Source organism: Pseudarthrobacter sp. W1I19 (genome assembly GCF_030817835.1).
GTDB lineage: Bacteria > Actinomycetota > Actinomycetes > Actinomycetales > Micrococcaceae > Arthrobacter.
In genome coordinates, this window is record NZ_JAUSZR010000001.1 from 3,527,156 (window position 1) to 3,541,210 (window position 14,055).

The 14,055-nt window shown below is 65.9% G+C and carries 13 protein-coding genes and 1 pseudogene; 7 read left to right on the plus strand and 7 right to left on the minus strand.

Translation table 11 applies throughout. The annotated features are described in order from the left end of the window. Positions 1-111 precede the first annotated feature (111 nt). Positions 112-687, minus strand: a complete 576-nt coding sequence (locus QF038_RS16270; protein WP_050056198.1) for a cupin domain-containing protein — start codon at positions 685-687, stop codon at positions 112-114. Positions 688-971: 284 nt separating this feature from the next. On the opposite strand from QF038_RS16270, the gene QF038_RS16275 reads away from it, so the two are divergent. Next, complete coding sequence (locus QF038_RS16275; protein WP_307611298.1) at positions 972-2,492, plus strand: sodium:solute symporter; 1,521 nt, start codon at positions 972-974, stop codon at positions 2,490-2,492. Between the two features lie 78 nt (positions 2,493-2,570). Here QF038_RS16275 and QF038_RS16280 read toward each other — a convergent pair whose 3' ends face one another. Further along, a complete protein-coding gene (locus tag QF038_RS16280; RefSeq protein WP_142059867.1) occupies positions 2,571-2,795 on the minus strand; it encodes a hypothetical protein in 225 nt (74 codons plus the stop codon). Between the two features lie 255 nt (positions 2,796-3,050). On the opposite strand from QF038_RS16280, the gene QF038_RS16285 reads away from it, so the two are divergent. Then, the gene (locus QF038_RS16285) at positions 3,051-4,184 is read left to right on the plus strand and encodes a VIT1/CCC1 transporter family protein (protein WP_307611301.1); all 1,134 of its coding nucleotides are present in this window, start codon (positions 3,051-3,053) and stop codon (positions 4,182-4,184) included. Between the two features lie 133 nt (positions 4,185-4,317). Continuing rightward, a complete protein-coding gene (locus QF038_RS16290) occupies positions 4,318-5,160 on the plus strand; it encodes a matrixin family metalloprotease (protein ID WP_307611303.1) in 843 nt (280 codons plus the stop codon). A gap of 37 nt (positions 5,161-5,197) precedes the next feature. On the opposite strand, the gene QF038_RS16295 is transcribed toward QF038_RS16290, so the two are convergent. Together QF038_RS16295 and QF038_RS16300 are read right to left on the minus strand one after the other, a co-directional pair. After that, positions 5,198-6,331, minus strand: coding sequence for an LOG family protein (locus QF038_RS16295; RefSeq protein WP_307613505.1), 1,134 nt, complete (start codon positions 6,329-6,331; stop codon positions 5,198-5,200). A gap of 114 nt (positions 6,332-6,445) precedes the next feature. Next, complete coding sequence (locus QF038_RS16300; RefSeq protein ID WP_307611305.1) at positions 6,446-7,861, minus strand: sugar porter family MFS transporter; 1,416 nt, start codon at positions 7,859-7,861, stop codon at positions 6,446-6,448. A gap of 286 nt (positions 7,862-8,147) precedes the next feature. Here QF038_RS16300 and QF038_RS16305 point away from each other — a divergent pair, with 286 nt between their 5' ends. The 3 genes from QF038_RS16305 (at position 8,148) to QF038_RS16315 (ending at position 10,881) form a co-directional block, all read left to right on the plus strand. Further along, on the plus strand, positions 8,148-8,888 hold the full coding sequence (locus QF038_RS16305; protein WP_307611307.1) for a GntR family transcriptional regulator: 741 nt from the start codon (positions 8,148-8,150) through the stop codon (positions 8,886-8,888). Between the two features lie 18 nt (positions 8,889-8,906). After that, the gene (iolB, locus tag QF038_RS16310; RefSeq protein ID WP_307611309.1) at positions 8,907-9,800 is read left to right on the plus strand and encodes a 5-deoxy-glucuronate isomerase; all 894 of its coding nucleotides are present in this window, start codon (positions 8,907-8,909) and stop codon (positions 9,798-9,800) included. 115 nt (positions 9,801-9,915) lie between these two features. Further along, positions 9,916-10,881 carry a LacI family DNA-binding transcriptional regulator gene (locus QF038_RS16315; protein WP_307611311.1) on the plus strand — a complete coding sequence of 322 codons (966 nt, stop codon included), beginning with the start codon at positions 9,916-9,918 and terminating at the stop codon, positions 10,879-10,881. On the opposite strand, the gene QF038_RS16320 is transcribed toward QF038_RS16315, so the two are convergent. Then, positions 10,816-12,036 (minus strand): MFS transporter, encoded by a 1,221-nt coding sequence (locus QF038_RS16320; RefSeq protein WP_307611313.1) that lies wholly within the window; start codon positions 12,034-12,036, stop codon positions 10,816-10,818. The two genes, QF038_RS16315 and QF038_RS16320, sit on opposite strands and share 66 nt — an antisense overlap. Before the next feature lie 178 nt (positions 12,037-12,214). Here QF038_RS16320 and QF038_RS16325 point away from each other — a divergent pair, with 178 nt between their 5' ends. Beyond that, positions 12,215-12,664, plus strand: a complete 450-nt coding sequence (locus QF038_RS16325; RefSeq protein ID WP_307611316.1) for a MarR family winged helix-turn-helix transcriptional regulator — start codon at positions 12,215-12,217, stop codon at positions 12,662-12,664. Positions 12,665-12,668: 4 nt separating this feature from the next. Here QF038_RS16325 and QF038_RS16330 read toward each other — a convergent pair whose 3' ends face one another. Both QF038_RS16330 and QF038_RS16335 read right to left on the minus strand, forming a co-directional pair. Further along, positions 12,669-13,685, minus strand: a complete 1,017-nt coding sequence (locus QF038_RS16330) for an MFS transporter (RefSeq protein ID WP_307611318.1) — start codon at positions 13,683-13,685, stop codon at positions 12,669-12,671. Further along, positions 13,600-13,962, minus strand: a pseudogene (locus QF038_RS16335) (TIM barrel protein); the annotation flags it as partial. The pseudogene QF038_RS16335 and the gene QF038_RS16330, both read right to left, overlap by 86 nt. Positions 13,963-14,055 lie beyond the last annotated feature (93 nt).

A 14,055-nucleotide genomic window follows, 5' to 3' on the forward strand; every position in this document is an offset into this window, starting at 1 on the left:
TTACTCCGGGACAGCCGACCCGGGCAGGACTGACTTACGCCCGAACAAGCGGCAGCCAGTGCGGACTGCCGGAAGCAACCGGGCAGGAACGCACACAGCCACGGGGGGAGGCTACCGGCTGGCGGCGGGAACCAGGACCCAGAGGACCTCCACGGGCTTATCCGTCGGGTTGACCCACGTGTGCGGTTCGCGGCCGGGGAAGGTGACAGTGTCCCCGGTATTCAGGTCGTACTGCTCATTGGTAAGGATCAGCCGGATACTGCCCTTGATCACGTGCAGCACATCAACATCGCAGTCCACGGCGTAGAGCTCGGACTCGCCGCGGCCGTGCGGCTCAATGCAGGCCTGGATAATCTGGATCCGCCGCTCGGAGCGGGCGGTCAGCAGGCGCTCCACGATCCCTTGGCCGCCGAGCGAGATCCGCGGCCCGTCGTTGCGCTTGGTCAGGTGGGTTTCCGGCGCCGCAAAAAGGTCGCCGATGGAAATCGACAGGACCTGGCAGAGCGTGACAAGCGAGGCCACGGACGGGGACGTGAGGTCGCGTTCCACCCGGCTGAGGAACCCCTTGGTGAGCCCGGTGGCGTCGGCAACCTGTTCGATAGTGAGCCGCTGCGACTGCCGTGCGGCCCGGATCCTGGAACCGATGGCAACCGGCACGTTGCTCGGCTCAACTGGCAGTGCCTTCATCTGCGTACCTTTCATGGCCGGCAGCCCGGCCCCGACTCTGGAGCAATACTAATGGCCAGCCGCTTCTGTGACGCTCCCATGGCGGGCGTGCCCCTGCGAGCAGCAGCGCGTGCGCCAGTGCGCCCTTGACTGTTACCACGGTCACAGCCTACTCTTTGGAAAACATCTGTTGCCTGTCGGGCAATAATTGAGAACCTGCTCTCACCCCACCCCGTGCAGCGGTTTCCTCCCGTTCCCCCCTTCCGGAAGCCACCCCGGCTGCCGCACAGTCCAAGGAGTCCAACGTGGATTCAAGTGTCATCAACATCGCCATTGTGGTGGTGTATCTTCTCGCAATGCTGGCCTTCGGCTGGTGGGGCAAGTCCCGCACCAGGAACAACAGCGACTTCCTGGTGGCAGGGCGCCGCCTCGGTCCGTTCCTCTACACGGGAACCATGGCCGCCGTCGTCCTGGGCGGAGCCTCAACTGTGGGCGGCGTTGGCCTCGGCTACAAGTTCGGCATCTCGGGCATGTGGCTGGTGGTGGCCATCGGAGCCGGCGTCCTGCTCCTCAGCCTGCTCTTCGCCGGAACCATCCAGAAGCTCAAGATCTACACCGTCTCCCAAATGCTCACCCTGCGGTACGGCAGCAGGGCCACGGAGGCCTCCGGCATCGTGATGCTCGCGTACACACTGATGCTCTGCGCCACGTCCACCGGCGCCTACGCCACCATCTTTGTGGTGCTCTTCGGCTGGGACCGGGCCATGGCCATCGCAGTGGGCGGTGCAATTGTGCTGGTCTACTCAACCGTCGGCGGAATGTGGTCCATCACCCTGGCGGACCAGGTGCAGTTCGTCATCAAGACCGTGGGCATCTTCTTCCTGATGCTCCCCTTCACCCTGAACGCTGCCGGCGGCTTCGACGGCATCCGCAGCCGCGTTGACGAAAGCTTCTTCCAGATCGACGGCATCGGCCTGCAGACCATCATCACCTACTTCGTGGTGTACACCCTGGGCCTGCTCATCGGCCAGGACATCTGGCAGCGGGTCTTCACGGCCAAGACCCCGGGCGTGGCCCGCTGGGGCGGCGCCACGGCCGGAATCTACTGCATCCTCTACGGTGTTGCCGGCGCCCTGATCGGCATGGCTGCCAGCGTTGCCCTGTCCGATATCAAGATTGCCGCCAAGGACGATGTCTACGCCGAAGTGGCCCAGAACCTGCTGCCCCTGGGCATCGGCGGACTGGTGCTCGCGGCAGCCGTAGCCGCGATGATGTCCACCGCATCCGGCGCCCTGATCGCCGCCGCAACCGTGGCCCGCGCCGACGTCCTGCCGTTCGTGGCCAGCTGGTTCGGCAAGGACATCAACACGGAGGACAGCGACAACCCCGAGCACGACGTCAAAGCCAACCGCATCTGGGTCCTGGTCCTGGGCACCGTCGCCATCGTCATCGCCATCATCACCAAGGACGTGGTCGCCGCCCTGACCATCGCCTACGACATCCTGGTGGGCGGCCTCCTCGTGGCCATACTCGGCGGCCTGGTGTGGAAGCGCGGCACGGGCGCGGCGGCCGCGGCTTCCATGGCCGTGGGCTCGGTGGTGACGCTGGGCACCATGATCGTCCTGGAGATCAACGCCAAAGCACCCCTGGACGGTATCTACGCCAACGAGCCCATCTACTACGGCCTGCTGGCCTCGGCCGCGGTGTACGTAGCCGTTTCCCTGCTGACAAAGCCCACCGACCCGCTGGTCATGCGGAACTGGCAGCGCCGCGTCGCGGGACAGGCGTCCGAAGAGGCACCGGAGGCAGTCCCCACGGCGCAGTAGCGCCGGGCCTTAAGGACACGCACGACGGCGGCACCTCCTTTCGCTTTCCAGCGAAGGAAGGTGCCGCCGCCGTCTGTTCTATTCAGCTTCGCGGACCTCGTCATCATCCAGCGGGACCACCCGGTCCTCGGCATCTATGACCACAGGGGGCGCCTGGACCACGGGTTCTTCCGCGTCCAGGAATTCATCCTCGGTGTCCCAGTCCTCTTCGCTGACGGGGACGTCCTCGGCGTAGTCGTACGCAGGATCTGCTTCTACGGAATCAAGGTGGGGCATGTCCGGGTGCTGTCCGGTGGTGTTCATTGTGCTACCTCCGTTTGTTCGTACCTGACGTGCTCTTTTGCGGGTGCCGACAGGGCGCCACACTTTCATCACAGCACCGCCCGGTGCCATGGTCAAGGGTGTGTTGCCGGCCACGCGAACCCTCAAAAACCAGCCGGATTTTAAGGGCCGCCGAAACTCGGAAGTGAGGGATGCCAGCCGAAAAACCGCGGAATTCCGCGGTAAGCTGGCGTGGCAATGGGGCCACATCATGCCCGTCCAGCCCAGGAGTTTTCCGTGTCGCAGCACGCCCGTCCCAACCACCCGAACGCCCCCGCCAGGGAAAAGTCCCGGCCGTCGCCGTCGGACATCCGCCGTTGGCGCCAGTACCTTGCCGACGAACGCGCCGAGGCTGCTGTCTACCGGGACCTGGCGCAAAACCGGCAGGGCGAGGAGCGGGAAATCCTGCTTGCCCTTGCCGAAGCAGAGGGCCGGCACGAGGAGCACTGGCTCCGCCTCTTGGGTGAGCACGCAGGCAAGCCGCGTCCGGCGTCCATCCGCAGCCAGTTGCTGGGTTTCCTGGCCCGGCACTTCGGCTCGGTCTTCGTCCTGGCCCTGGCCCAGCGGGCAGAAGGCCGCTCCCCCTACGCCAAGGACCCCAACGCCACCGAGGCAATGGCTGCCGACGAGCAAATCCACGAAGAAGTGGTCCGCGGCCTGGCCACCCGCGGGCGCAACCGCCTGGCAGGGACGTTCCGTGCCGCCGTCTTCGGTGCGAACGACGGCCTGGTCAGCAACCTCTCCCTGGTGATGGGCATGGCGGCGTCCGGCGTGGCCAGCTCCGTGGTGCTGCTCAGCGGCATCGCCGGGCTTCTTGCCGGCGCGATGTCGATGGGTGCCGGCGAATTTATCTCCGTCCGCTCCCAGCGCGAGCTCCTTGCAGCGACGCGCCCCACGCAAATCACGCTGGCAGCGGCACCGAAACTGGACCTCGAGCACAACGAACTGCTCCTCGTTTACCTGGCCAGGGGCATGTCCCAGGAAGCCGCACGGCACCGGGTAGCCGAACGCATGGGCCTGCTGTCCTGCGACTGCGACCCCAGCCTCTCCCTCCAGCCGGAGCTGCCCGAGGCCGAGGACGAGCACGAGGCCGTGGGCACCGCCTGGGGAGCGGCGCTGTCCAGCTTCTGCTTCTTTGCCTCCGGCGCCATAGTGCCCATCCTGCCGTTCCTGTTCGGCCTGACCGGACTCCCGGCGCTGGTGGTTGCCGGCGTACTGGTGGGCCTTGCCCTCCTGGTCACCGGTGGCATTGTCGGTTTGCTCTCCGGCACCTCACCCCTGACCCGCGGCCTGCGCCAACTCGCGATCGGGCTGGGCGCCGCCGCAGTCACCTATCTGCTGGGCCTCGTCTTCGGCACAGTTGTTGGCTAGCACCCCGGCTCTTTGGCAGTAGGCTCCATACAAAAAGAGCTGACTGGGCAGATGGGGGTGCAGTAGTGGAGGACCAGCCGCGACATGGCGGGAGGCGGGCGCGTACGGGAAGTACCCTGCAGCCGCCAGGTTCGTGCTTACGGGTGCATTGTTCTCCGCAGCACTCTTCGGCACCGCACTGGTGCTGGACAATCCCCGGTTCAGGGATCTCCTTGATATCCGTCTTGGCCAGGGAGGCCAGCAGGAGGGGCCACGGGCACCAGCTGCCGGCGAGGCCGAAGCGAATGCACCGGCCGAGGCGCGGACGCAGGCCCCGCCCCCGGGATTCGAGGAAGCGGACGCGCCCTTGGCTGAGCCCGTGCCGCCGCAGACAGGGAGCGATTCGTACAAGTTCCTGGCCGTCAACGGCGACGGCAGTCCGGTGGGCTACTCCCCCTGCCGGCCCCTGCACTACGTGGTCAACGATGACCTGGCCCCGGCCGGCGCCCAGCAGCTGGTATCCGATGCGATCAACGCGATCTCCGCGGCCACGGGCATCACGTTTGTCTATGACGGCACCACCGGCGAGCAGCCGTCGCCGCAGCGGCCCCCGTACCAGCCGGATGCCTATGGCGAGCGCTGGGCGCCGCTGCTCATCGCCTGGACCACTCCGGAGGTTGCACCGCAGCTCAAGGGCAAAGTCATCGGGACCGGCGGCAGCACGCACTACAGCTACGACGACGGCGCCAAGACTTTTGTGACCGGCGGACTGGACCTGGACGCCCCCCAGATCGGTGCTGAGCTCCTGAATCCCGACGGCCATCTCTACGCCACCGCCGTGATCCTGCACGAACTCAGCCACGTGATGGGGCTGGACCATGTGGAGGATCCCACCCAGCTGATGTATCCGGAGATCGGCACTCCCGAGGGGCTGTCCGCCGGGGACCTCAACGGCCTGTACGAGTTGAGCAAGGCGCAGTGCCGGAAGGACCTGTAACCGGTAGGGGCGGGCTGCTGGCAGCAGGATGAGCTGGTCAGCCGCGCAGGACGGCCGCCGCCTCCTCCACTGAATCCACCAGGAAGATCCGCTCTTCCATGGACCGTCCCGCTGCCAGGCTGCGCAGCATGGGCCACGCCGGGTACTCATGCTTCCAGTGATGCTTGCCCACGAGCACCATCGGGGTAACCTTCGCGTCCGCGGCGTAGTAGTTCTCGCACGCATCCTGGAAGATCTCCTGGATTGTTCCGGCCGCGCCGGGCAGGAACACAATGCCCCCGTGGCAAAGCTCCAGCAGGATGGCCTCCCGGATGGCGTTCGCGAAGTACTTGGCGATGTGCGTGGCGAAATAGTTGGGCGGCTCGTGGCCGTAGAACCAGGTGGGGATTCCCAGGGACGGGGCGCCATCCGGAAAGAGTTCGACGACGGCAGCCGCCGCACGCGCCCACGCGGACACGGAGGGACGGAAGCCAGGGACGGAGGCGAGCGTCCGCAGCGCAGCGTGCAGCGCGCCGTCATCGGCCTGGCTGAGGTAGGCGCCCAGGTTGGCAGCCTCCATGGCGCCGGGCCCGCCGCCCGTCGCCACCATGTGGCCGTCCCGTGCGAGCAGCCTGCCCAGCAGCGCCGCCTGCGCGTAGTCCGTGCTGCCCCGCTGGGCGGCATGCCCGCCCATCACACCCACCATTTTCCGGCCTGCCCACGCATCCGAGCGGTGAAGCTCGTCCAATGCGTCGCCGATGGCGTGGTCGTGGAGGGCCGAGGCCAGGGTGGCATCCAGCCGGTGCCGCATCCCGGGCTGGATGCTCCACTGGTAGATCCGCGCGTCGGGCAGTTCCTCGTAGGGCGAATTCGCGAGGCCCGCGTACAGCTCCTGCGGCGAGTAGACCCCTGCCCGGTAGGGGTTGAAGGGTACGCCCTCGAGGCGCGGAAAGATCAGGGCGCCCCGGCGGCGGAGCGCGTCCTCCATCCCCTCATCAAAGGTGCAGCCCAGGAAGATAGCGCCTTCAACGCGGATCCGGCCCAGCGCCGCGGACCGCCCGCGGAGATCAAGGGACTGGGCGTGCCAGCCGTCCATCTCTTCGGCTCCGGCACTGACCAGCCGGTCGAAGCTGGCCAGATCCTCCACGTCGAGGCTGCGGGGGCTTGGCCCGAGTTTTCCGGAGAGATTCACGGCCGGCCCTTCATGGTGCTCATCCACCCAGCGTAGGGCACCTGCACCTGCAAAGCGGGGCCAGGCCGGGCCCATCCGGAGCTCCCGGATGGGCTGGACCTGACCCCGCGTTGCTTATACCGGCAGGCGGACCGGCTCGTCGGTTCCGCGGAAGTGGGCCTCGAGCTCTTCGAGGGAGCGGCCCTTGGTTTCCGGAACGCATTTGATAACAAAGGCGAGCGAGGCCAGGTTGACCAGGACAAACAATCCGAAGGTGCCTGTCGACCCCAGCGCGCCCACCACGATCGGGAACAGGAAGGAGATGGCCGCGTTGACCGTCCAGAGCGCGAAGACCGCGATTCCCATGGCAAAGCCGCGGATGGCCAGCGGGAACATTTCGGAGAGCAGCAGCCACACACAGGTGCCGATGAAGCACTGGACGAACGCAACGAACAGCATCATGGCGGCCAGGATGGTGTAGCTGGCAAGGTCGGACTGGGGCAGCAGGAAGACGAGCGCCAGCAGGGCTTGCGAGCCCACCACGCCCGAGAAGCCGACGATCAGCATCCGGCGCCGGCCGATGAAACCGAGCAGCCAGATGCCCAGGACGGTCATCAATACAGAGGTCACGCCGACGCCGATGGTGGCCACGAGCGACGCGCTGACACCGAGACCGCTCTTTTCCAGGATGGTGGGGGCGTAGTAGTTGACGGTGTTGATCCCGGTGGCCTGCTGGACGGTGGCGAGGCCGATGCCGATCCACAGCAGCCGGCGCATCCAGGGGTTGTTGCGGAGGTCGCGCCAGGCGTGGCCGCGCTCCTTTTGGGCCGTCTGTGCAGCCTGGGCAATCTCCTCGAACTCCCGGGCCGCTTCCTCCGGGTTACGGCTCAGGTTGAGCACGCGGCGGCTGTCCTCGAGCCGCCCGCGGATGGCGTACCAGCGCGGTGACTCGGGCAGCATCAGCATGCCGGCGAGCAGGGCCAGCGCCGGGATCGATGCGATGCCCAGCATGGTGCGCCAGACTTCGGTGTCGTGGATCAGGGCGTCCAGGAGGGCGTTAATGGCGAAGGCCAGCATTTGGCCGGTGACGATCATCAGTTCGTTGATGGTCACCATCCGGCCGCGGAGGTGGGCCGGGGCCATCTCCGCCAGGTACAGGGGGCAGGTGACGGCGGCCGCGCCGACGCCGAGGCCCAGCAGGATCCGGGCGGCAATCATCAAGGAAACGTTGGGTGCGATGGCGCAGCCGATGGCTCCGAGCAGGAACAGCAGGGCGCACACCAGCAGGGAACCGCGGCGGCCGAGCTTGTCAGCCATCCGGCCGCCCGTGAGGGCGCCTGCTGCGGCACCGGGAAACAGCAGCGCGCTCACTACTGTTGCTTCCTCGACGGCGTTCATGTTCAGGGAGTCGTTCATGTACAGCAGCGCGCCGGAGATAACACCGGTGTCATAGCCAAACAACAGGCCGCCAAGGGTGGAAATGACAGTGAGCCGGGCGAGGTACCCGCGGTGCTGGCCGGGGACGCTTTGGGTCGGTTTTTGCAACAGCATTGTTGCCTCTCAGATTCTTAGGGGACCGGAAGGACGACCGGTGAATGTGATGTGTGGCACTAACGTTAGAGCGCTCTAACGGCGAGGTCAATAGAAAGACTTAATGTCAGAACATTTACTTGCGGTTACTCCTGCGCCTCGAACGCAGGGAGGGACCCTTGACCGGCAAATCCGGCCTGCTACGATCGAGGCAGGAACTATGTCCTATCAAGAGAACATATGGTGGCAAAGCAGCCGGCGCTTACAGGCCCGAACGGACTGCCACCAAGGAACAGGAAACGTAAAAGTGGCAAACAACCTGGGTCTCAGCATCGATCGCTCCTCCCCCGTCCCCCTTTATCACCAGGTGGTGCAGGGCATCGAAGCTGCCATCCACAGCGGCGTCCTGGAGCCCGGAAGCCGGCTGGACAACGAGATCGACCTCGCCGCCCAGCTGAATCTCTCCCGGCCCACCATGCGCAAGGCCATGGACGAACTGGTCAGGTCCGGGCTGCTGGTGCGCAAGCGCGGGGTGGGAACACAGGTGGTCTCCAGCCAGGTGCGCCGCCCGCTGGAACTGTCCAGCCTCTACGACGACCTCACCAACAACGGCAAAAAGCCCACCACCGAGGTACTGAGCTTCTCCCATGTGGAAGCGGATGACGCCACCCTTGCCACCCTCCAGCTTCCCGCCGGCTCGAAGGTCTACCACTTCACCCGGCTGCGCAAAGTCGGCGGCAAACCCCTGGCACTCATGGAGAACTGGGTGCGTGATGATATCGCCGCCATGGATGAGGCGATGCTGTCAGCGGAAGGCCTGTACTCGATCCTCCGCAGGGGCGGGGTGAATTTCCGGCTGGCCACCCAGCGGATCGGCGCCATGACCGCCAACGACTACCAGGCTTCCATGCTGGACACCGGAGCCGGATCCGCCCTGGTCACCATGGAACGCACCGCGGTGGACGATACCGGCCGCCGGGTGGAGACAGGCCACCACGTCTACCGCGCCGATTCCTACAGCTTTGAAATGACACTCGTACAGCGCTAAACGCAAGGAGCCAACTCGATGACCAACTGGGTCTATCCGCTCGGGACCGCTACTGACGGAAAGTGGGATGTCTCCATCGGAACGTCCGACTCCTCCCTCGCCCTGGAGGGGTGGGCACATACCGGGCTGAAGGTGGCCACCCTGGCCGCAGGCGCCGACGTCGTCCTTCCTGCAGCGCAGGAGGAGCGCATCGTGGTGCCGCTCAATGGATCCTTCACCGTCACGGTGGACGGGACCGGGTACCAGCTGAACGGCCGTGCGTCAGTATTCAACGGCCCCACGGACGTCCTCTACTCCGGCACCGGCCGTGCCCTGACCATCAGTTCAGCCGACGGCGGCCGGGTGGCCGTCGCGACTGCACCAGCCAATGCGTCGTACCCCACCCGGCTGGTAACGGCGGCGGAAACTCCGGTAGAGCTGCGGGGGGCGGGCAACTGCTCGCGCCAGGTCCACAACTTCGGTACACCGGCAGCGCTGGAAGCCGACCGGTTCATCGTGTGCGAGGTCCTCACGCCGGCCGGAAACTGGTCCTCCTATCCCCCGCACAAGCACGACGAGGAGAAGGACGGAGAGACCCACCTCGAGGAAATCTACTACTTCGAGACGCAGGTGGCCGCCGGTTCGGCAGCACCCGTGGATGCCGATGCAATCGGCTACCAGCGCGTCTACGCCTCGGACGAGCGCCCCATCGATGTGTCCGCCGAGGTGCGCACGGGAGACGTGGTCCTGGTTCCGTACGGCTGGCACGGCCCTGCAATGGCCGCACCCGGCTACGACTTGTACTACCTGAACGTGATGGCCGGCCCGGGCCCTGTCCGCGAGTGGCTGATCAGCGATGATCCGCACCACGGCTGGGTGCGGCAGACCTGGGAGACCCAGGACATCGACCCGCGGCTGCCCTTCGGCGGGTAGGCGGCGCACGGTCAGAGAGGCCCCACATGCGCAGGCCCGGCTCCCCGCCGCAATGGCATAGTGGTCTCTTGTGAATCCGACATCCTCCGCCCGCAGATCCGTCACTATGGAGGACGTGGCGCGTGAAGCCGGGGTGAGCCGGGCACTGGTCTCGCTGGTGATGCGCGACTCCCCTAAAGTTTCACCGGCCAAGCGGACGGCTGTGCTGGAAAGCGCCGCAGCCCTGGGGTACTCGCCGAACCGGCTCGCCAGCCGGCTCGCGAGCCGGCGCACCAACACCCTGGGTGTGCTCTTCCTGGACCTGCACAACTCAGTCTTCGCCGACATGTACGACGGCATCCGCGAAGGGATTTCAGGCAGCGGCAACCAGCTGATGGTCGCCGTCGGCTCTGCCGACCCCCGCACCGAGCTCGAAGCGGTGCGGTCCTTCGTGGATCTGCGCGTGGACGGCGTGATCCTGGCCGGCTACACCGGTTCCTCCCCCGACCTGGCGGCGGCACTGCGCGGGACACCCGCCGTCGTGATCACCCGTGAGCTGGAGGTCGACGGCGTCGATTCCGTCTTGACCGACGACTTCCGTTCCGGCGCACTCGCCGTGGAGCACCTGCACGGACTCGGGCACCGGCGGATAGCCCACGTGGACATCTCGGACTGGCTGCCCTACACCGCCCGCCGGGAAGGCTACCTGGCGGCGATGCAACAGTTCGGGCTGGAACCGCAGCTGGTGCACAGCGATATGACCGAGCGCGGCGGGCGGGCGGTGATGGAGAACTTCCTGGCCTCCGGCGCCACCCTTCCCACTGCCATCTTCGCGCACAACGACCTTACGGCCATCGGCGTCATGGAAGCGCTGGCCGCGCATGGGTTGTCGGTGCCCGGCGACGTCGCAGTGGTGGGCTGCGACAACATCGAAGTGGCCGCGTCCCCGCTGATCGGACTGACGTCCATCGACCAGCATGCCGGCGAACTGGGCCGGCTGGCAGCGCAGGCGATGCTGGACCGGGCGGCGGGAACCTCAGGACCGGCGGTGACCCGCAAGCTCGAGCCCGCCCTGATGGTCCGGCGCTCCTCCGGCGCCTAGGGTATTGCTGCGCCTGGCAGCAGCGGCCGCAAACGCCATCACGGCCAGGCCCAGCAGCGTGATGCCGGCGCCGGCCCAAATAGGTGACGTATAGCCGAGGCCTGCGGTGATGGTGACACCGCCGAGCCAGGCTCCCAGGGCGTTACCCACGTTGAATGCACCGATGTTGGCACCCGAAGCCAGGGTGGGGGCGGTGCTCGCGTAGGTCATGACCCGCATCTGCAGGCCGGGAACGGTGGCGAACCCAAAGCCGCCCATCAGCACCAGGGATGCCACTGTGAGCACCTGGCTGGTGGCGGTGAGGGCAAAGAGCACCAGGACGGCGGTCAGGACGGCAAGGACCACCAGCAGGGTGCGGTCGATGTTGCGGTCGGCGGCTTTCCCGCCGATGGTATTGCCCGCGAAGAGGCCTACACCGAAGATGATCAGCAGCCATGGCACCGTGCTGGGGGCGAAGCCCGTGACATCGGTGAGGGTGTACGCGATGTAGGTGAAGGCACCGAACATGCCGCCGAATCCCAGGATGGTGACGGCGATGGACAGCCAGACCTGGCCTGAGCGGAAGGCCCGGAGCTCGTGGCGCAGTCCCCCGGCTTCGGCTTTACCCCCTGCTGCCTTGGGGACGAGTGCCAGGATCCCGGCGAGCGCGGCCACGCCGATGACCGTGATGGCCCAGAAAGTGGCGCGCCAACCCGCGGCCTGGCCCAGGAGGGTTCCGAACGGGACCCCGAGGACGTTGGCTGCGGTGAGGCCGGTGAACATCAGCGCAATCGCACCGGCCTTCTTGTTGGGCGGCACCATGCCCGCGGCGACAACGGAGCCGATGCCGAAGAATGCTCCGTGTGCGAGGGCCGCGATGATGCGGCCGGCCATCATGGGCCAGTAGCCGGCGGCAGTGGCGGACAGCAGGTTGCCGGCCATAAACAGGACAAGCAGTGCCGCCAGCACGGGCTTGCGCTCAAGCCGGGTCACTGCGGCCGTGAGCCCGAGGGCGCCGACTACCACGGCGAGAGCGTAGCCGGAGATGAACCAGCCGGCCTGCGCTTCGGTGACCTGGAAGTCGGCTGCCACCTCGGGCAGGAGGCCCATAATGACGAATTCGGTGAGTCCAATGCCAAACCCGCCAAGGGCGAGGGCTATCAGTCCGACAGGCATGCCGGTGCTCCTTCGGGTTGTTTGGGGGTGCGGTCGGCGCCTAAGATAGTTGCAGACGCGGTATTTATTGTTGCACGTGCAAATATACCGCGCAAGCAACTATCTCCGCGTGCAATGCTGGCTGGTTGGCCGCTGTACCTCACACCGGGCGGGGCTGCCCCCTTGAAGGAGCAATGACATGGGCATCAAGGACGACGCCGTTGAGGTCCGCGCGCAGGGTTGGCGCACCCTGGCCGCCCTCCACGGGCTGATCGAAACCGAACTGGAGCGTGCGCTCCAGGCGGAATCGAAGCTGTCCGTGGTTGAGTACACGGTCCTGGATGCACTGAGCCGGCAGGACGGCTGGCACATGAGGATGCAGCAGCTTGCGCGTGCATCCGCTTTGAGCCCCAGCGCCACCACCCGGCTGGTCAACAGGCTGGAGGACCGGGGCCTCCTGACCCGCATCCTGTGCGCCGACGACCGCCGGGGAATCTACACGGAGCTGACTGCCAGTGGCCTGCGCCTGCTGGAGGACGTCCGGCCCGTGCATGACGCAACCCTTGAGCGCGCCTTGGACGAAGCGCTGGCTATCCCGGAACTGGCGCCCCTGGTGGATGCCCTCCCCCGGCTCCACGCCCCCGCTTGAGCCATTAGGCAGGTACTGGTTTCCAGCCCGCAACGTTTTTGAAGTAGTGCTCCAGGTCCTCCAGGCTCTTGTCCTTGGTTTCAGGCACGTATTTGGCGGCAAAGGCGATGGCGCCCACGCCCAGCACCGCGAACACAAAGAAGGTGTTCGAGATGCCGATGGCTGCCAGGAGCTGCGGGAAGCCAAAGCCAATAAGGAAGTTGACCATCCACAGCAGGAAGGCCGATGCTCCCATACCCAGGCCGCGGATCTTCAGCGGAAAAATCTCCGAAAGCATCAGCCACGTGACCGGTGAAATCGCACCCTGCTGGAATGCCAGGAACGTCACCGTCAGCGAAAGGATAACGAAACCCCGGACCGAGCCTTCCGGCAGGATCAGTGAGAAAAGCCCGATCAGCAGCAGCGCCGTCGTCGTGCCTGCCTGGCCGGTGATCAGCATCCTGCGGCGCCCCACCTTGCCCAGCAGCCAGATGCCCACGAAGGTGGCGAGCACGGAAATGACGCCGTTGGCGATGTTGGCGGTCAGGGCAGCTTCCCGGCCAAATCCGGACTGCGCCAGGATCTGGGTGCCGTAGTACATGATCGAGTTCACGCCGGTGATCTGCTGGATCACGGCCAGGCCGAGGCCCACAAAGAAGATCCGGCGCAGCCACGGAATGCCCAGGTCCTTCCACGAGCCCATCTTGGACTTGTAGTCCTCCACGGCCATGGCTTTGACTTCTTCGAATTCGGTCCGCGCGTCGGCCTGGGACCGGATGCGCTGCAGGACGCTGAGGGTTTCGCCGAAGCTTCCCATTGAGGCGAGCCAGCGGGGGCTTTCGGGCATAAAGTTCATGCCGATCCACAGTGCGATGGCGGGGAGGGTGGCGATCACCAGCATCCAGCGCCAGATGCCGCCGGCTTCGCCGAAGGTGTTGCCGAGGTAGGCATTGAAGCTCGGACTCTTCAGCTTTCTCCGGCCGGCCACTGAATTCGGTGTTGATAGTGCTGACGCCAAGGTCGACGGTGATCTGGATGGCACGCTTCCAGTAACGCACTGCGGCCTCGCGGGCGTCCTCGTCGGGGCCGGACCAGCGCAGGACCGGCAGGACGGACGCGATTTCGATTCCCGCGTCCCGGCAGGCCTTGTTCAGCTGGCCCACCAGTTCATCATCCGCTTTGGGGTGGTTGTAGAAAGGGATGAAATCCCGGTGCGGAGTCATCTGCATGTACTTGTAGCCAAGGTCCGCCGCCACCTTCGGGAACTCAAGCAGGCTGTGCGAGTGGTGGAACGGGGTGGGGTCAAGTGCGATTTTCACGAAAAACACTCCATGTGGATCTGTCACGGGCGGGAGTTTTTGTCCAGATATGCAGGGCTAAAGGGCCTGAAAGTCTGCATATCTGGACAAAAG